16 protein-coding genes are annotated in these 19,715 nt (G+C 44.1%); 3 read left to right on the forward strand and 13 right to left on the reverse strand.

The genetic code is table 11. The annotated features are described in order from the left end of the window. The 12 genes from ACTS60_RS14785 to ACTS60_RS14840 form a co-directional block, all read right to left on the reverse strand. Window positions 1-3,969: cysteine peptidase family C39 domain-containing protein (locus ACTS60_RS14785; protein WP_440888856.1), on the reverse strand; the 3,969-nt coding region annotated here is incomplete at its 3' end. Window positions 3,970-3,979: 10 nt separating this feature from the next. Next, window positions 3,980-4,132, reverse strand: coding sequence for a hypothetical protein (locus ACTS60_RS14790; protein ID WP_440888857.1), 153 nt, complete (start codon window positions 4,130-4,132; stop codon window positions 3,980-3,982). Window positions 4,133-4,201: 69 nt separating this feature from the next. Then, window positions 4,202-4,897 carry a hypothetical protein gene (locus ACTS60_RS14795; RefSeq protein ID WP_440888858.1) on the reverse strand — a complete coding sequence of 232 codons (696 nt, stop codon included), beginning with the start codon at window positions 4,895-4,897 and terminating at the stop codon, window positions 4,202-4,204. Between the two features lie 567 nt (window positions 4,898-5,464). Next, window positions 5,465-6,496 (reverse strand): L-threonine 3-dehydrogenase, encoded by a 1,032-nt coding sequence (gene tdh, locus ACTS60_RS14800; RefSeq protein WP_440888859.1) that lies wholly within the window; start codon window positions 6,494-6,496, stop codon window positions 5,465-5,467. 202 nt (window positions 6,497-6,698) lie between these two features. Beyond that, window positions 6,699-7,892 (reverse strand): glycine C-acetyltransferase, encoded by a 1,194-nt coding sequence (locus tag ACTS60_RS14805; protein WP_440888860.1) that lies wholly within the window; start codon window positions 7,890-7,892, stop codon window positions 6,699-6,701. A 212-nt stretch (window positions 7,893-8,104) separates the two neighbouring features. Beyond that, window positions 8,105-10,432 carry a putative bifunctional diguanylate cyclase/phosphodiesterase gene (locus ACTS60_RS14810; protein WP_440888861.1) on the reverse strand — a complete coding sequence of 776 codons (2,328 nt, stop codon included), beginning with the start codon at window positions 10,430-10,432 and terminating at the stop codon, window positions 8,105-8,107. Next, entirely contained in the window at window positions 10,429-11,361 is a 933-nt protein-coding gene (locus ACTS60_RS14815) for a transporter substrate-binding domain-containing protein (RefSeq protein ID WP_440888862.1), read from the reverse strand. The genes ACTS60_RS14810 and ACTS60_RS14815 overlap by 4 nt, the downstream gene beginning before the upstream one ends. Before the next feature lie 61 nt (window positions 11,362-11,422). Continuing rightward, window positions 11,423-12,823, reverse strand: coding sequence for an aminotransferase class V-fold PLP-dependent enzyme (locus tag ACTS60_RS14820; RefSeq protein ID WP_440888863.1), 1,401 nt, complete (start codon window positions 12,821-12,823; stop codon window positions 11,423-11,425). Window positions 12,824-13,404: 581 nt separating this feature from the next. Beyond that, window positions 13,405-14,778 carry a histidine kinase dimerization/phospho-acceptor domain-containing protein gene (locus tag ACTS60_RS14825; protein WP_440888864.1) on the reverse strand — a complete coding sequence of 458 codons (1,374 nt, stop codon included), beginning with the start codon at window positions 14,776-14,778 and terminating at the stop codon, window positions 13,405-13,407. A 41-nt stretch (window positions 14,779-14,819) separates the two neighbouring features. Beyond that, the gene (locus ACTS60_RS14830; RefSeq protein ID WP_440888865.1) at window positions 14,820-15,551 is read right to left on the reverse strand and encodes a response regulator transcription factor; all 732 of its coding nucleotides are present in this window, start codon (window positions 15,549-15,551) and stop codon (window positions 14,820-14,822) included. 145 nt (window positions 15,552-15,696) lie between these two features. Continuing rightward, window positions 15,697-16,392 (reverse strand): spondin domain-containing protein, encoded by a 696-nt coding sequence (locus tag ACTS60_RS14835; protein WP_440888866.1) that lies wholly within the window; start codon window positions 16,390-16,392, stop codon window positions 15,697-15,699. Between the two features lie 9 nt (window positions 16,393-16,401). Then, the gene (locus ACTS60_RS14840; RefSeq protein WP_440888867.1) at window positions 16,402-17,085 is read right to left on the reverse strand and encodes a spondin domain-containing protein; all 684 of its coding nucleotides are present in this window, start codon (window positions 17,083-17,085) and stop codon (window positions 16,402-16,404) included. A 287-nt stretch (window positions 17,086-17,372) separates the two neighbouring features. Between ACTS60_RS14840 and ACTS60_RS14845 the strand changes: the two genes are divergently transcribed. The 3 genes from ACTS60_RS14845 to gloA2 all read left to right on the forward strand — a co-directional run bounded on the left by ACTS60_RS14845 (window position 17,373) and on the right by gloA2 (window position 19,229). Next, window positions 17,373-17,846: a hypothetical protein gene (locus ACTS60_RS14845; protein ID WP_010450948.1), complete on the forward strand. Its 474-nt coding sequence runs from the start codon at window positions 17,373-17,375 to the stop codon at window positions 17,844-17,846. 77 nt (window positions 17,847-17,923) lie between these two features. Beyond that, entirely contained in the window at window positions 17,924-18,853 is a 930-nt protein-coding gene (locus tag ACTS60_RS14850) for a LysR family transcriptional regulator (protein WP_409384718.1), read from the forward strand. Then, the gene (gene gloA2 / locus ACTS60_RS14855; RefSeq protein ID WP_010450942.1) at window positions 18,846-19,229 is read left to right on the forward strand and encodes an SMU1112c/YaeR family gloxylase I-like metalloprotein; all 384 of its coding nucleotides are present in this window, start codon (window positions 18,846-18,848) and stop codon (window positions 19,227-19,229) included. The genes ACTS60_RS14850 and gloA2 overlap by 8 nt, the downstream gene beginning before the upstream one ends. Here the strand turns inward: gloA2 and ACTS60_RS14860 are convergent. Then, on the reverse strand, window positions 19,209-19,574 hold the full coding sequence (locus ACTS60_RS14860; protein ID WP_440888868.1) for a hypothetical protein: 366 nt from the start codon (window positions 19,572-19,574) through the stop codon (window positions 19,209-19,211). The two genes, gloA2 and ACTS60_RS14860, sit on opposite strands and share 21 nt — an antisense overlap. Window positions 19,575-19,715 lie beyond the last annotated feature (141 nt).

Raw genomic sequence — 19,715 nt, forward strand, 5'->3', positions numbered from 1 at the left:
ATAGGTATAGACATCGTTATTTGTTTTCGCGACCAGTAAACCACCGATACCACCTAGCGCTGACTTGTCCCAAGCGTATTCTTGAACTACCTCCCCTTGAGCATTACGTTGTTGAAGCTCAACTAACCCATAACGAACAAACTGCTTCTCCTCGACCAGCGCTTTGTCTTTGTACAACTGGTATTGAGCCAACATATGGTCATGCGCGTAAGCAAATTGCTCACGATATTGAACGTTATCGCGCGTAAAGTTCAGCGTTGTTAATCGGTTTTCTGCATCGTACTTCGCTTCAAAAGGCACGCCATCAGCTAAAACACCTTTGGTAGGGTTACCGTCTTTGTCATAAACAAACGCGTTGGTCTCCCCATTCCACTCAGTAATCTGATTGAGCTCGTTATATCGAGCTGAGGCTGCCTGCTTAGGTAATATCCAAGCTGGCGTTCCCGTTTGCTCTGCCAATTGTCCCGCTTCATCAAATCGATATTGATAGTCAACCAGCGTGGTATCTTTACTCTTGTAAGTGATAGCACTCAAGTCACCCAACTCATCCAGCGTCATCTTTCTGGTAATGCCATTGGGTAAAATGACACTCGTAGAAAAGGCTAATGGTGAATGGTCATAGTGATAAGTAAATCGTTGCCCTAGCGCATTAATCTCAACCACTCGCCCTAATTCATCGTACTGATAAGCGGTATTTAATGTCTCACCAAGATACAGCTCAGATAACAGATCGAGACGGTTATACTGCAAGCGTATGGTGTCGCTGTCTCTTGGTCCATCAATTTCAGAAAGACGTCCATTTTTCTCATATTGGTAACGGGTAAATCCAATGGCATCTTTTACTTCGCTAAGCAGACCGAGCTCGTTGTAGCTGTATTCAACGCTTGGTGTTTCGTCACTGTAGTCAATCTTATAGAGTTGTTGTTTCTTATTGAAATGGAAGGTTTTCGTGATGCCCCTAGCATTCGTTACTTGCTTTATTCGCCCTTTATTGTATTTGTATTTTAAAACACTGCCATCGGGATAGATTTTCTTACTTAGCGCACCTGAGGTCGTGTATTCAAAAGATGTTTGGTTTTGATGTTGATCCGTCAATGAAGTGATCTGACCGCTTTTGGAGCGACCAATTTTGATACGTCCTTTTGCTGGGTTGATCACTTCCGTCAGTTGCTTTTGGGCATCATATCGATATTGGTAATCCCGACCGCCTGGTAATGTTTCTTTTTCGAGGACACGAGGACAACTGCCGAACTGTCGCTGGGTCGTTCGATTCGCAGCATCTCGGATCTGAATTAGGGTGTTGATCTTGTTGTATTGAAAATGCGTTTCGTAATCTGAAGCATCTTTGTTCGAGATCACTCGCCCTATCTCATCATATTCGTAACGACTGACGATCTCCGAACCAACGCGTATAGACGTAACTCGCCCTTTGTCATCGCGATCCAGTGCCGTTGTTACGCCATTCGCGTCTGTAGTCGAAATCAAGTTACCGTTTGAATCATAACCATACCCCGTACTTAACCCATCCACATCGGTGTACTGGATAACACGGTGCTTATCATCGTAGGTAAATCGTTCATCGCCAAATGGACTGGAGATCCGAACCATATCGAGCCCATTGTCCGCATAAGTCAATTGCGTTGAGTGCCCAAGTGAATCAACCTTTCGCGAGAGCTGACCAGTTTTAGTCCACGAGTACTCGACCTTTTGTCCAAAAGGGTCCGTTACCGATTTAAGCTTGTTGTTGCTGTAGTATTTATAAGCAACACTGGCACCATCTGGATAAGTAATTTTTGAAATTTCACCACTACGACCGTTTGGCACCACAAATTCATAAACTGTTTTCGGGGTTTTACTGTGCGAGTTGTTTTTTGAGCTGCCGTATTCTTGATAATGATCAGCATCTACATACCAAGACTTTTTGTGGTAACCATCGAAATAATATTCCTCTTTCCCTCCAGTCGGCAAGGTTACTGTAATTCGGTAGTTTTCCCACATCGCAGTACCCGGAGCATTGTAGGCATTAAAGTTGTTTTTTATACCGTCAGCAGGCTCTATATTGAACTGTGTTGTGCCTTTAGCGTCAGTCAACGACGTAACCAAGTGGTCTTCGCCATAGGTGAGGGCCGCGCGATAGCCTTCCATGTCAGTCAGAGCAACTAAATTACGTGCTTCATCATATTCAAATAACGCATAACGACCGAAAGGGTCATCGACTCTTTCAATCAAACCCAATGAGTTGTAATGCAAGTGAGTAACACGCCCCAATGCATCCGTTACATGCGTCATCTTGGCATTTTCATCGTAACCAAACGACACTTGATGACCAGCGTTATCTACTTCCGCAAGCAAAAAGTTTTGCAGCGCTTTCGTGCCTTCAGGTACACCATAGATTCGTTGTGAGCCATCCGCATAAGTGAGTGACCATTTCCCGTGTTCATCATGAGTTAACGATGTCGATGAATAGCGGTCTGATTGGTATTCTCCTTTGCTGTTTTGTACAAATACACTTTCACTACCATCCGTTTCAAAAATGGTAACGGCACCACCGGGGTCAACAACTAAATAAGACGAGTAATTGAACATCCATCGATGTCCAAAGGGCTCATTTTGTGCGAGCACACTTTGCGTATTGTAACTCAGCTTTATCTCAACCCCCGGACCGATAGTGTTGTCATACCATAATGGCGTGTCTGTCATATAGAGGTTGAGGTTAACCATGTTGACAGACCAAGTAGGCGCGCCTCTGCCACGACAGCTTTTGTCTGCGTTACTGCCTTCCTTATTAGGAGCGTTATCATCAGGCTCTGAACCAGGTTCCCCTCCCTCACTCGGAGGACGCTGGATACCACAGCATCCCCCATGGGTCGATTTTGCGTCTTCAAGAGACAGTAATGTCCCCACTTGTGGTGTCGATATTTGGGACAATAAGATAACGTTACCTTGCCACTCCTTCTCTAGCTGCTCTGCTGAGAATTGGAAGCGTCGATTCATCTGCGGATCTACAATATGAAACTGCCCGGCTTCAACTCTCTCAAGCACCCAGTAATGCCCTTTGCCACCAGTGCTAGCTCGGCTAATTTGCAAGATAGCTGGCTCTGATAGCTCAGCTAACTCAGCAACAGTGGCTTTAACCGCTAGCGCATGATATCCATATTGGACAGCCAACTGCGTCAACTCTTCTATATTGAAGCCTTCTGCCTCATTAGCTGGCACATAAGCAAGCACCTTTTCAGACTCATTAAAATGCCCGTCACGATTGAGTAAGTAGGCAAGAGCACGGGTTCCACAGTCCAACAGACCGCCGGCATCTTGCTCAAGCAAAGATAACTTTCGAAGCCAAATGGAGGCATAGGTTCTTAAACGCCAGTCAGGGGCTTGCGTCGCAACATCAGCAAACAAGTTTTTTGCTTCTTCTGGGTTATTTTCCATTAGCCGAAGTACAGCCAAGCGGCTCTTCGCTTTGGCAACCATTTGCTGAGCCCCGGAATAGTCAGAATCTTGATTTGCTTGAATGACCTCATTAAACAGCTGGCTTGCTGTTGAATATTGCCCCGTAAAGCGCGCATTACATGCCATATGTAACGTTGCTTCCGACGCCCAAGCACTATTGGGATATTGTTTCCTAAAAACATCAAACTCAGACGATGCCGACGCATACTGGTGTTTGTTCCAATTCTGTATAGCTTGCCCAAAAGCTAAACGCTCTTCCTCATCATCATTACTTATTAGATCCATGAGATGAAAGGAATTTGGGTCGACTTTATCCTCAACAGGGTAAGTGGGAGATAAGACGCCACCTAGCTGTCCAGCCTCACTCAATTGTTGATGCGTTGGAGGCGTGGATAAGTCCATTTCTGTTAACGCAGGAGAAACTAACCTTGTGTCTAATGTCTGAGTCTCACTCCCACAGCCAACTAGACCGACTGAAATTGCTAACCCCAGCGCACTGATGCGGTAACTGTTCATTCCTAATACCCTATTCATTCGTTTTTGTTTTAATAATGTTCAATTCAGACAGCTTCATATCAAACTCACCTGTCGCCACGTTCTCTACCCACAACCCGCGGTAACGACTGAAATCGTAATACGCCAACAGCTCCGCCTCACCCGCTTGAGGTGGTGTCAACATGTAACTCTGTACATCAGCGTTATTGCTTGTTTACCTGAAGGGATGAAAACCATGTAGGCAAAGGCTTTCTTAAACTTCTGCTACATCAAAACCTTGTAAGTTCCAGCCCTGTGCGTACTCATACGCATCATCAATACCATCGCCATCTGAATTACATGGGTCACTTAGATAACATCCCGATTTGCCCCCCAGTTCAACACCATCCGACAAACCGTCTCCGTCAGAGTCTGCATTATTAGGGTCACTACATATCGATAACTCAACGTGATCAGGAAATTGATCTTCATCGCTATCGAGAGGAACGAGCTTCTTTATATTCGAAGTGAATTTTTGACCGTATTTGTTGCAAGCCACAACTTGAATAAAAAGTGAGGATACATTTGAAGATAAATCTAAAGACACAGAACCTGAATGCTCAAAGCTATTGTATAATAAAGGGGACAGGTCTTTTGATATATATAGATCATAAATAAAATCTGATTTATAGTTTTCAACACCAAATGTTATGACTGTATCGCTATGATTTTGAACAGGTTCAAAAAACAAATATAAATCAATATTATTGTATTTATTTTCTGTGTTGTTTTTAGATACTGAAGTTACGTTTGATGAGTTATCATGCACATAGAATACTGTTTTATCATTTGCAGAGTTGTTAAACTGGCTACTGGCTAAGCGCCCCATATCATCATAGCTAAATTGAATTGCATGTACTGGATTCAGAATGTTTATTGTTAAAATTACCAAAGCGAATCCAATAAACATTATGCAATCCTTTAAAATCATTAATAGATGTAGAAATATTAAACTCTGCTTTGAGAAAAATAGTCATTTTGGTATAGCACCCCCGACTATATACAATAATATTCATTAGTGGAAATAACGTTAATTCATACCATCATAAACATAACTTATACCATTATAGAATCATGTATATTAAACGTTAGCTTTAATAAAAGGTAATTGGAGTTTATAGAAATGCTATTGTGACTATTATGGTCTTCTTGCTCGCTGACCATGTGTGACAATATAAGAGTAACTCTGTGGTAGCCCGATAAAATCAAAAGAGTTCCATATCAGTAATTCAGTTAAATAGGTAGAAAATTCAGGAAAAATTAATAATTTCGAAGATTTATGTAAAGCGGTTAAAAGAGGTAAGTAAGCAAAAGTATGGAAGGCGTTAGTTAAAAAGAGTTCATGAGGTGATAAATATTACTCTCTTACAAAAAACTCCGAAAAACACTGTAGTTTTTCGGAGTTTTTAATTGGTACCAGAGTGGCGGAGGTAAAATTCTCCTAAGAGAACCTAGGGACTATTTTACCAGCTTTGCTCTACTCCCAATCAAGAATAACCTTGCCTGACATGCCACTGCGCATTACGTCGAAACCTTCTTGGAAGTCATCAATCTTGTAGTGGTGCGTGATGATTGGTGATAGATCCAAACCAGATTGGATTAATGAAGCCATCTTGTACCAGGTTTCGAACATTTCGCGGCCATAGATACCTTTGATAACCAAGCCCTTGAAGATAACTTGGTTCCAGTCGATACCCATGTCTGATGGTGGAATACCTAGTAGTGCAATGCGACCACCGTGGTTCATTGTTGTTAGCATTGAATTGAATGCCGCTGGGTTACCAGACATTTCTAGACCTACGTCGAAGCCCTCTGTCATGCCTAGCTCAGACATTACGTCTTCTAGCTTCTCTTCAGCAACGTTGACTGCGCGAGTTACGCCCATCTTACGAGCAAGCTCTAGACGGTATTCGTTTACGTCTGTGATAACCACATGGCGAGCACCCACGTGTTTCGCTACTGCTGCTGCCATGATGCCGATTGGACCAGCACCAGTAATAAGCACGTCTTCACCTACTAGGTCGAAAGAAAGCGCAGTGTGCACTGCGTTACCAAAAGGGTCAAATATAGACGCTAGATCGTCAGAGATGCCTTCAGGGATCTTGAACGCGTTGAACGCTGGGATCACTAGATATTCTGCGAATGCACCTTCACGGTTTACACCAACACCGATCGTGTTGCGACATAGGTGAGTACGACCGCCGCGACAGTTACGACAGTGACCACACGTGATATGACCTTCGCCAGATACGCGGTCGCCGATTTCAAAGCCACGAACTTCTTGACCAATCGCAACGACTTCGCCCACGTATTCGTGACCGACAACCATAGGTACTGGAATTGTCTTTTGTGACCATTCGTCCCAGTTGTAGATGTGTACGTCTGTACCACAGATAGCGGTTTTCTTAATTTTGATCAGAATGTCGTTATGACCCACTTCTGGTTTCTCAACCTGAGTCATCCAGATGCCTTCTTCAGGCTTTAGCTTTGATAGTGCTTTAATTTTCATAGTATTCACCAAATATTGCCCCGCTCTATGCGTGACAAAAAATCTTCTATCAATCGTGTTTAAAAAAGAAATAAAGGCTTTGCCCATGAGCCGACTCCGAAGAGTTGGGAAAGCCTTTTGTTTTTAAACTCTAGCTCTTTCCCCTTCTCTTTTTAATTCCTCCCCTCTGCGTTAGGAGGGGGCTGGGAAGGGGAAACGAAACTTAGATGATGCCCATGTCCTTACCAACTTGGATGAACGCGTCGATTGCACGGTCTAATTGCTCACGAGAGTGCGCCGCAGACATTTGAGTACGGATACGCGCTTGACCTTTTGGTACAACAGGGAATGAGAAGCCGATTACGTAAATGCCTTTCTCTAGAGCGCGCTCTGCGAATTCTGCTGCTACTTTTGCGTCGCCAAGCATGATTGGAATGATTGCGTGGTCAGCACCACCCATAGTAAAGCCAGCACCTTCCATACGAGCGCGGAAGTGTGCCGCGTTTTCCCATAGACGATCACGTAGATCACCACTTTCTTCTAGTAGGTCTAGAACGCGGATAGATGCGTTTACGATAGCAGGAGCAACTGAGTTAGAGAATAGGTATGGGCGAGAACGCTGACGTAGCCAGTCAATCACTTCCGCTTTGCCAGATGTGTAACCGCCTGATGCGCCGCCCATCGCTTTACCTAGCGTACCAGTGATGATGTCGATACGGTCAACCACGTTGTGGTATTCGTGTGTACCTGCGCCTGTTTTACCCATAAAGCCTACAGCATGTGAGTCATCAACCATGGTCAATGCGCCGTACTTCTCTGCTAGGTCACAGATAGCAGGAAGATTTGCCACTACACCGTCCATTGAGAACACGCCGTCAGTTACGATAAGAATGTGGCGAGCACCCGCTTCTTTCGCTGCGATCAGTTGTTGCTCTAGCTCTTCCATGTTGTTGTTTGAGTAGCGGAAACGCATCGCTTTACATAGACGAACACCGTCGATGATTGACGCGTGGTTTAGTGCGTCAGAGATGATTGCGTCTTCTTTGCCTAAGATAGTTTCAAATAGGCCCGCGTTTGCGTCGAAACATGATGTGTAAAGAATCGTGTCTTCTTTACCTAGGAACTTAGAAAGCTTCTGCTCAAGCTCCTTGTGGATGTCTTGAGTACCACAGATGAAACGTACTGAAGCCATACCAAAACCATGCTCGTCCATGCCTGCTTTACCCGCTTCGATAAGCGCTGGGTGGTTAGCAAGACCAAGGTAGTTGTTCGCACAAAAGTTTAGTACTTCTTCACCAGTAGAGATTTTAACAGCCGCTTGCTGTTGAGACGTGATGATACGCTCTGCTTTGTAAAGACCTTCCGCCTTCACTTCTTCAATTTGCTGTTCAATCTGTTGGTAAAATGCAGAAGACATTCGCAATTCCTTCCTGTTTATAGTGTCGAGTTTTTACTCGATTAGAATAAGGTTGAGCCTTTATGTGACAGGAGTCACAGCCGATTACTCATCAATTAAGTGTAGTGTAATTCAAGGAAGGAAAAACGATTATCCCTCAAGATGGAAAAGCATTAATGAACTCAGGGCACGAATCCAATTAATACTTTTCTATGAGGTTGTAATGAAAGGAATTATAGCCAAGTTGGCTTAGCTAAAAGTGCTTCAAACTCCTTTGCTGGCAGTGGTCGGCTATAGTGGAAACCTTGCCCAAACTCACAGTTTAGGTTTTTCAAGTAATCTACGTGGCGCTGTTCTTCGATGCCTTCTGCGACGATCTTCAGATTCAGCGCTTTAGCCATTGCAATAATAACGTTAACGAGTTCACGGTCAGATTCATTCTCAAACATGTTCTGCAAAAAACTACGATCGATCTTGAGGCGATCAAACGGGAATTTCTGCAAGTAACTTAACGCAGAATAACCGGTACCAAAGTCATCCATGGTGAGCTTCGCACCTAGTACTCGTAAGTTGTCTAGCATCACCACAAGTTCATTACTGTGGTTGAATAAAAGACTTTCTGTGACTTCAACATCAAACAGCTCAGCTGGCAGCCCCGACTCTTCAAGGTGAAGTTTGATTTGTTCAAAGAGGCGATCACAGTATCTAAACTGCACACTAGAGAAGTTGACCGACACGAACAAAGGCGAGTCCGCCTGCCACTTCGCGGCTTGGTGACACGCTTGGCGAATCGCAAAGTCACCCAGCTGGTGAATCAAACCATTCTTTTCTGCGATTGAGATAAACTCTTCTGGATTTACAAAGCCAAACTTCTCATCATTCCAACGCATCAAAGCTTCTGCGCCAACGATGACACCACTATTTAAATCGATGATAGGTTGGTAATACAGATCTAGAAGATCATGAGAAATCGCATGACGAAGACGGCTTTCTAACTCCAGGAATCGCTGCAAATCTTGGTTCATGTTGTGGCCATAGAAGCAGAATGCATTTCGGCCATCTTGCTTAACGCGGTACATAGCCATGTCCGCACAAGCTAATAGTTGCTCTGCGTTGTCGCTGTCTTCAGGGAACACCGACATACCGACACTCGCCGATAGGAAAAATTCGTGGTTTTGCCAAACGAACGGTTCATTGAATACAGACAATATTGTCGTCGCAAAGCGTTTAGCACTGTCGGTATCTTGCAAATCGGGTATAACGAGTAGGAACTCATCTCCGCCAATACGCGCCAACAAATCTGTTTTTCGCACCGCGTTGTGCAATCGTTCTGCCGCTAGTTTTAATACTTCATCACCAACAAAATGCCCCATCGAATCATTAATTTGCTTGAAGTGGTCGAGATCGATAAACATCACTAACACATTGGAGTCTATTCGCTCCGCGCGCGACAATTCCAAATCCAAACGTTCAGAGCCATAAACACGATTTGGTAAGCCAGTCAGAGCATCATGCTTTGCTTGGTAAGCCAATTCCATCTCTGACGATTTACGACGTTCAATTTCATTGGTTAATCGCTGGTTTTGTTGGGACAAGAATTCTTTGCGTTTCTTCTCTTCTTCCAGTTTGATTTTCAGTTCGACGCGAGTGTTGTTCAAGGTGAACGCATACAGCAATCCAATCACAATTAGGACTGCGAGAATACTCAATCCAGTAATGAAAATTCGCGAAGTATAGATATCGCGTTCACTTAACGACTCAAACCATGCCATCAGTTCAAAGTGGTGACGCTCTATCGGCACTTCAAAGTAAATCTTCTGCTTTAGTGCCTGGGAAAGTGCATCAGGATCGCTGATATTTTCTTGCTCCAGTTTACGACTAATCGAATCCCAAACTTCCATTTCAACGTCATTGATTTTTAGAATCATTCGACTGTAACTGTCTTCGTGCTCCTGATCGGTCAATTGGGAAATCACCACTTCTTTGTTGATGTCTGCAATCAGATAGCCGACGGGTTTACCAGAAAGCATGACCTGCTTGACGATTTGAATCTGCACTTTGCCGTCTTCACGAACCGCCCTCACCTCTTCGGAGTGGCCGTGATCATTGAGTAAACTGGACGTATCGACACTACGACCAGAGTTTTTTCCTGTCGTGGCGATGGTTATCCCATCCAAGCCGATGAGCGTCAGCTGTTTATAGATAACTTGATTGTTGATGATTTTAGTGTCGGATTTTTCTCGCAGCTTTCGCTTTAGATTGATCAAACTTGCGCCTAAACCGTACTCCATCGACATACCTGATGCTAGGTTGGCAAAAAAGGTTTGTACTGTTTTATCTGTCGATAAATGGTCTATGTCTTCGCTGGCAATCGTAAATAAATTATCAAGAGTACCGGCATAACTTTTCACCTTTAGATCCAGCTCTCGGTGCTGAGAGTCCTTTAATTTGTGTTGACCTAAACTTGTTACCGTAATAATCATAGCCAAGTAGAGCGACACTAAGATCGCACTAATTGTGATGATCTTCTTGCTTGATATTTTTTTTACAGACTTTCTCATATATCTTTCTTACTATCTTCTAAGAAGTAGTCATTATAGAAATAGTAAATAGATGGGTAATATTTCTCTACCAAGGCTTGGTATGTCCCATCTTGCTTAATTGAATTCAAATATTGGTTAAACGCGGCTCTTAATTCAGGAGAATCCTTGCGGAAGGCAACCGCCATTTTTTGGTTTTCTGATATAGGGCCAATGACTTTGATTTCTCCCGGCCATTTTTCTAATGCAATCAGTGTATCTGCAACATCCAGCAATGTGCTTTCAGCATCATTTTTCATAATTGCTGGTACCATTTCATTCAATCGACGTTGACCATCAGGCAAAATAACCTTGGCCCCTGTATCGTAGAGATTATAGAGGTTTGGATCCAAACATGAATGCTCCATTGCTAGCACTTCACGTCCGTTGATGAGCGCTTTTACTTTCTTGATATCATTTTCGACTAACCCAGTTGGCGTAATCGGCGTTAAGTCGGAATCCGTTCGCGCCACGAGCCATACTGCGGAAGGGAAATAGTCATTTGAAAAATCAATCACCTCTTTACGCCAATCAAGAATGGTAACGCCATTAGCAATAAGGTCACCTTGGATCGGCATTTTGTCTCCGACTAGCAATTGTGCGTCTCTGTACTCAACTTGTTGACCTGTCAGCCTACCAACCATATTGCTCCATTGCGCAGGGACATATTGGTAGCGAACTCCAATAGACTTAGCAAAACCTTTAACTATATCTACATCAAGGCCTGTTAAAGTTTGCATTTCCCCTTGGTCAATATAAGAGACAAAATTTGCGTAAGGCACACCGATATGACGTAAAACACCACTGTCTTTAATATCTTGCAAGTCACCAGCAGAGGCTTGAGCCGATAGCAATGTCACGACACCAATGGCAAGAGTGGTCATAGTTTGCTTAATAGTTTTCACTGACATGGTTAGTCCCTCTCTTTCATAAAGCGCCCAATTAAGGACGCTTTGATGCACAACAACAGCGTTAGAACGAGTAGTACAACTCTGAAATTGCCTTAACCAAACCTTCTACGTCTCTCTCATCATGGAATAAATGAGTCGAGATACGCAATGCGTGTGTGTCGAACGAATCATCCTTGTACAATTTGAAGCTTGTCGTACGAATAATGTAGCCATAATCTTCACGGAGACGATCACGGAACAGAGTTAGTCGCTCCCCATCAGTGACATCATCAAATGGGTTAAAGGTCGTTAGGCCGCTCGTTAACCCTTCTACATTAGGCGAATATATTTGCGCCTCAGGCAGTGACTCACTAAGCATTATCTTGCATATCTCACTTAATTGTAGAATGCGTTCTTGAATAAGATCACGGCCGATTTCATCCCACATTTTACAACTGTCAGCAAGTGCTTGTTTTGCCGGGTAGTTATCGTTACCAATGTATTGCATTTGTAACTGCTTACCTAGGTAATCAGCATGAGAAAGAGACGAGTTAATCAACCACAATGGATTTTGACGATCACTCCAGTACTCGTTCAAACGGTTACCATTATCACGTACATACAAGATACCTGTAGCGCCTGGACCACACTGCCATTTATGACCAGATCCTGCATAGAAATCACAATCCATATCGTGAAAATCTAAATCGAGCATACCAACAGTGTGCGCACCATCGACTAAGGTCGGAATGCTGTATTGTTTTGCTAGAGAGCAAATGGCTTTTGCAGGAAGGGCAGTACCCGTTTTGTAAGTAATATGAGAGAAAACAATCAGACGAACGTTTTGATGTGCTTCAATCGCATCACGGAACGCTTGAATGTAGTCTTCTTCCGTCACGTTTTCTGTACCAGTGAAAACTGGAAGTTGAATTTCTACAACATCCACGCCGAAACGATGTTTTGCCACGTTCATCGGAGAAGTAGCCGCAACATGTTCATGGTGAGTGGTTAGGATGACATCACCTGGCTCGAAATGAAGACCGTTGATGATAGAACATAAACCATCAGTAGTATTACGACTCAGAATGATTTCGTCTGTATTTGCACCAAAGCCCGGCGCAACATCAGCTACCATTTCAGCAACATAAGGCCATGCGCCAAATTTGTTCTTCATGTCCCACGGGTATTTCGCAACAAGCTTGTTGTTATGCTCATATCCTTCTAGAACATGCCTTGGCATTGACCCCGTAGTACCGATATTCATGTAAGTCGTTCGCTTATCCAATACGAACTGCTTTTGAACTTTACGCCAAAAGCCTTTATTGTTCTTTTTACCTAGCCTATTCCAGTCGATATTCTGTCCTTTGGCTTGGACAGCACCCGAAAACGCGGAAGCACTGACACCAGCTACAACTGCACCAGTTGCGCCTTTTAAGAAATTGCGGCGGCTGCGATTAGTCTGAATAGATTCCTTGTCGCTCATCTTTTCGATCCTTGTCGTTAGTTTAGCCATGTTATTAATTTTAAATCCGTAACTATCTGTTACTAAACCATTATTACTCATCCTCAAATAGTTTAGATTTCTCAACTACTGTTAAGTGACTTTAGTTCCACTTTTCATGCCATCTGATGATATAAACAACAGTTCTTTGAGATGAACTTAAACAACAAAGGACAAATTTTAATACTCACTAAAACACTTAACTCTAATATAGATAGAAAATGAATTTATAATGAGGGAGTAATGAAAAAGATTAAGATGTAATATTTTCTTCATAATTTAGATAACAAAGTTAATATCAAGGTCTAATCCGTCAAATATGTAACAGAACAAACTGAATTCGGCAGTTCTATCATTCGTTTATTGAAAGAAAAGCAGCGAATGATTAAACGATGACTCTATATTAGGCTACAGTTGCTCCCTTGATTAATAAATAGAAAGCTAAGTGGGAAATAGAAGGATGAAAGCACTTAGGAAGCAAGTTAGGATCTATATAGCCAAGTAGCTTTCAAATGCTTGGGATATACCCAAGTAACCTTGAGATACTTGGGTATATGTAAAGACTAAACAGCTCGCAACGTGAATTTTTGTTGGTACCGAGATGGGGTAGCACTGGTTTCTAGGTAGCTATGATGGAGCATCAAAATAGACTGTACGATCTTAGTGCCAATACCTAACGAACCGCCCTCTGCTTCTTTCTCGATATAATTGACGAAGGTGAAGTGGATACGCGATTTATCTTCACTCAAATGGGCTTGGCAATACACTTCAGAATCTATTGGACTATGGCGCAGCGCATTTTCAAGCAAGTTAAGCACCAACCGCTCCAATAAACCTTTGTCACCCACGGTTTGGATCTCGTTATCGATATCCACTTTCAACACCACTTCTTTACGAGAAAACTGACTCTGCATCGTATCGGCGCACTCTGCCAACAAGGCTCCAAGATCCACTGGTCGATACTCGTAATTCGGCATAGGCGCTTCTTTTCGAGCGGTGCCCAACAAAGAATGCAATTGCGTTGACAGCTTCTCACAATTTCGGAAAGCAACATCAATCAAAGGATCAGAATCGGGATGCTGCAGACGCCACGTTTCCAAATAACCAAGTACGCTTGATAATGGCGTTTTCAAATCATGGCTAAGTTGCAATAAGCTTTGACGACGATGAGACGATTGATACTCCAACTGCAAAAACTGTTGCTGGATATGCTTCGCCATCAGCTGATAGGAATTTGCTATCGGTACTAATTCCGGAACTTGGCGGGTAAAATCGGGTTGCAGGCGGAAATCATGTTCTGCTTGTTGTTGAAGTTGATTGGTCACACGCTCAATCGGGTTCAATAAACTGCGTTTCACCAACACATAAGCCCCTAATGCAAAGCCTAAAATAGACACTAAAACTAACCCAGCGAGCGCGATATAAGGTGTGTCTACTTGGGCGTTGGCAATCGCATCATGTCTGGTACTTCCAATCACTACATAGAGGTAACCCACAGTTGAGCCGAGTTCTTCGATCGCTGCTACGGAAAACACTTTGTACTCGCCACGATTACGAGGATCTTCACCTAAGATGGGGAATGGTTCGTCATTCAAGAATCGTTTAATTGGGTTAAGATCCACCTTACCCATGATCTCTGCACCTTCTGGTGCTGCATGGGTAGTGATGTTGCCTTGGCTATCAAGAAAGTAGATTTCGAAATCCGGACCAATCAACATAAGGGTATGAAAGATGGATTTGAGCGCTTTCGGGTTGTAATCCGTGCCGATCATTAGTGGATTATCATCACGCATGTGACTAGCCAGGTCTTTATGTAGGCTCTGCTTAGTACGTAATTCAATGGTCTCTTTTTGCCAATTGTACGTTAGCGCAATAACGGCTGCAGCTAAACAAAACCACAGGCTCGTGAACATCACTAAGCGAGATTTGAAGCTCATCCTAGCGCCTCCTTAAACAGTCATTACTTGGGTAATAAAAGCTACTGTCGTGGTTGAAACTTGTACCCAACGCCCCATACCGTCTGGATAAAATGATGATCAGAATCAGATGGCGACAATTTGCTGCGTAAGCGGTTAATGGTGCTACACACCGTATGGTGATAACCAGAGTGATTGGTGCTCCACACATGATCGAGCAATTCATCTTTGCTGTAGACCCTACCGGGGCGACTCGCGAGAAACTGTAGCAAGGTAAACTCTGTCGCAGTAAGAGAGACATCCTTTTCATTTAGGGATACCTGATGCAACTCTGGAACAATTCTTAATGGACCAAAATCCATGCTGCCGTCGAACTCGTTTCTTTCAGCTTGCACTTCAACGGTTTGACTCACCCGTCGCAATACATTGCGTACTCGGGCTTGAAACTCTAATACGCTAAATGGTTTGGTAATATAATCATCCACTCCCGCTTCTAAACCGTCGACTTTATCCATCTCACCATCTCTGGCGGTCAGCATCAGCACAGGGCTCCAATCTTGTTGCTGACGTAAATAGTGGCAAATATCTAATCCATCACCGTCGGGCAAACCTCGGTCAAGAATGAGTAAATCAAAAAATTGTTGTTGGTATTGCGCTTTGGCTTCGGCGACATTCGTTACTCGCGACACTTGGTGTCCTTGAAACTTGAGATGCATTTGAACCAGTTCTGCCAAATCATCATCGTCTTCTACCAGCAAAATGTTCGCGACTAAATTGATTGCCTGCTGTTCCATGGTCCTTTCCCTGCGTCTGAGAATCCTCACTTTGCACATGACCGGAACAAATCAAAATTTCTTTCAAAAAGGTTCCGATGACGCCATGAGGGTTAAAGCGCTCGGCTACAAACGCTTTGGAAAGGAGACGTCATCGGTGCCTGTATTACTCGACTCGGGTGATAGTGAGTTTCGCTCCAGGATTCAGGAAGCGATGGTTCGCAGAAAGCGCAGAATTGGCTAAACCATCATCTTTACTTACCACTCCAGCGTGAAACGCCACTACGTCATTTGTGTCGTTACGAGCGGCATTAAAGCCTTCCCCACCGCCTGCAGGTCCCGGAATGGTGGCCGCAAGTTCATCATTCAATTCCGTGCCGGAATCCCAGACGTTCATGATCATTTCGTAGCTTTCACCCACCGCCAATGATTTAAGCGATAGGCCCGTTTCCCCAACAAACGCATCGTTGGTGTTCACAAACATGGAAGCGACTGAAACGTAGCCCGCTTTATGTGGTTCAACCGTAAAGCTTACGGAATCACTTCCACCCGGAAGCACTAAACCGTTACCTGACAACGCTTGGTAAACATAGTCATTGGAATCCTTTAGCGCTAACAGCTCGGCATTGCTGCCCCCTTCCGCAAGATGCTCAAGTTCAACAGAAGCGCTTTTGCCAATTTCAAACAGTTTGTATTTGTCATTGTGAGCCAAAATCGCAAGTGGCGACATTGGTTGATTCGCGGTCAAGTTTGCAACGTTAATCGTGTAACGGTATGACTTCACCACATCGTTATCATCATCGCTTGGACAACCGGCGAGTAAGCCGACTGAAGCTGCTACGAGTAAGATTCTGTATTTCATACATCCCCCTTACTTCACAACAATTGTGATGGTTGCAACTGGGTTCAACCAACGATGGCGGCTGCTGTCTAGGTCACTGATGCCGCCAGTTGGATCGCTATCACCAAGGTTACCCGGATGCACGTGAACTTTGTCATTAGTCACTGCAGCTTCAACGCCTGTGCCGCCAGTACCAAAGGTAATGAAAGGTGGGTTTGGCATGCTAGCTTTTAGTTCATCATTGGCTTCTGTACCTGCATCATAACTTCTTAGCGTTGCTCGGTATGTGCCAGCTTCCGTTGGGATTTTCCAGCTATCTAGCCCCACGAAACCATCATTGGTTGGCAGAAGCATCGCACTAAGAGACAAGTATCCATGATCACCACTGTTCATGGTAAAGGTGGTTGCGACACCCGGATTCAAAATACCACCAGCCGGGTTCTCAACCACAACACCACCAGCATTACCAATGACACTAGCAAGACCCGAGATGTCACCACCTTCCGCCATTGCTTCTAACTCTGGGGTAGCGGCTTCACCGGTTCTGAACATCTTAAGATCAGAGCCATGCGCTGCGACAATCAGTGGCGTAAAGTAAATGCCTTTTGTCGCGTTAGTCACGGTGATTTCCAGTTCTGCTGCATTCACTGATGCAGAGCCTAGTGCCATAGCGACTGAAGTCATGACGAGTCCGAGTTGGGTACGTTTTTTCATTGTGATTCCATCCTTTAATGAGGGTTGAACTACTCAAGCCCATGTTTACGGCTTTACTTCTTTGTTTGTAACTTGAGTAGGTTAAGCATTACGTTTCGAACGTTTTGCGTTCTTGCCTCTAAGAATGACGAGCAAATCTATCAGCAACTTCATCGAATTCTCATAAAATTCTCACAAGTTCTGTTCGATTTTTTTCAGCAGCAATTTTTACTCTTAATCAGCTATTTACACTTCGTACGCTCCCCTCCTACAATGCGGTATTTCCTGTTTAAATCACGATTCTCAGCATGATTCATAACGTACTGTCTGCTTACTATGGCGAAATCTACGGCATCGCTTTTTTCAATCACTACTTGAACCATTACGCCCATAGTGCACAGCAAACGCTGTGGCAAACCTTGATTGAAGTAGAAGAGCTCACCGCAGAAAAGCTCAAGCCTGTATTACTGGCAAGTGGCATGGATATCGAAAACCGACACCAAGAGATGCTTGATAAAGGCTTGGCAGACGCAGCCAAGTGGATTGAGTTGCCATGGCCGGAGTTGGTGGCGACTCTGCTGAAGTGGGTAGAGCCTTATGAGATGAAGTACCGAGCGTGGCATGAAGAAGTGAAAGCTTCACAGCATTATTCTCTTTCTGAGCGAGAAGCTATCGAGTTGATTGCAGACCATGAAACAGCCATTTATCACTGTTGGCAGCACTACCATATTGGTGAATCTGGCTTGCCTGCCCTGAATGCGTTTTTAGCAAAATATCGCTAAAGCGGGATGGTGACACTTGAACCTAACCAAACCGTGCCAGACAATATCGTTATTCCGCTGCGCAGAACTGAACAAATATGGTTAACCCAAAACTCATTGCCCTACTTCCTGATCTTGCTTCGTTTATCTTAGTGGTAAACGAAGGCAGTTTTACCGCTGCAGCCAAACAGCTTGGCGTGACACCGTCGGCATTAAGTAAACTGATCACACGGTTAGAACAAGCCCTCTCGGTGAAACTGTTCGAGCGGACGACTCGTAAATTGATCATCACTCAAGCTGGGCAAAAGGTTTACGACCAAAGCGTCGCAATGGTGAATGCAGCGCAGCAAGCGGTTGAATTGTCGGCGGAAGATCATGCCGAACCCACGGGGGCACTCACAGTGGCAGCACCCGAAGCGTTTCTTAACTCGGTGCTTCAGCCATTTGTGCTGCCATTCCTAGAGCGCTACCCAAATATACAGCTTAAGCTGCGTGCCGCTGATGGTGAGATTGATCTTTTTCGCCAAGGTATCGATGTCGCGTTTAAGCTCACCGACAAACCCGATGAGAACCTGGTACTCAAAGAGATCAGCAAGACCAATCTTGTTTTGTGCGCCTCTCCAGATTACCTTACCAAACACGGTATGCCAGAGCATCCGACTGAGCTTGAGCAGCACGATTGTATTTATCTTGCTGAGAACGACAAAGACAACATCTGGTCTTTCTTTAAAGAAGAAGCTTTCCACTCGATTGCCGTGAGTGGACGTTACGCCGTTAACCATTCTCAGATGCGCTTGAATGGCGTTAAGTCAGGCTTAGGAATTGGGATCTTCCACGACTTCGTGATTAAAGACGCGTTAGAACGAGGAGAAGTGGTGGAAGTTCTGCCTGATTGGATGATCAAAAGTAACTACCACGGCGCTATCGCGATGCAGTATGCGCAAACCAAATACATGCCTGCTCGCCTGCGCGTGTTTATTGACTTCGTTAAGGAGCACCTAGTCTCCGGAGAGGTTAACCATGTTTAATGCCATTCACCACGTCGCAATCATTTGCAGTGATTACCCAACATCAAAACACTTTTACACCCAAGTCTTGGGGCTAAAAGTCATTGCTGAAAATTATCGTGAAGCCAGAGACTCGTACAAGCTTGACCTTGCTCTGCCTGATGGAAGCCAAGTTGAGCTGTTTAGCTTTCCGGGCGCACCTAAAAGACCAAGCTTTCCCGAAGCACAAGGGTTGAGACACCTCGCGTTTTTGGTTGATGATGTTGAGCAAGCAAAAGCCTACCTCGAATCGAATGACGTTGAAGTTGAGCCAATTCGGATTGACGAGTTCACAGGCAAAGCATTTACCTTCTTCCAAGATCCAGATGGATTACCTTTAGAGGTTTATCAGAACTAACTTCGGTGGCGCACGTGGAACTGGCATTTCAAATCGCACACTTAGAGCCAAATAAGCGTAGCTGTCGGAAATAACCGAGCTCAGTCGTGAAAGTATCAGTGCAGTTGGAAGTGTATCGTGATGAAAAGTCGAGAAATGGCTAAAAGGACAAGGCTTGCCTTTGTGGCTGACAGAGTTGTCGCCCTTTTCTATCTGAACCAATTCAAAACCGTTAAGTGTACATAGCGTCGCCCACACGCCCATGCTGTTACCATGAGCATTGATAACAGGCATCAGCGTTACGAGTACCCAACTTAAGGCACTAGTAACTAGCATTGAGCGATAAAAAGGAATTAATCTATGCATAACGGTGACTTAACAAATTTCACACAGCGTAACCAATTCTGATTGTTAGCTCAAAAAGAGGATCAATAAGTGAACGCTACTTCACAGGTTTTCATGCAAGTAATTATGGAATAGAAACCAAAAAGCCTCAGTGGAAAACAC

Origin of the sequence: Vibrio sp. WZ-1 (assembly GCF_052037695.1) — a bacterium.
Taxonomy (GTDB): domain Bacteria; phylum Pseudomonadota; class Gammaproteobacteria; order Enterobacterales; family Vibrionaceae; genus Vibrio.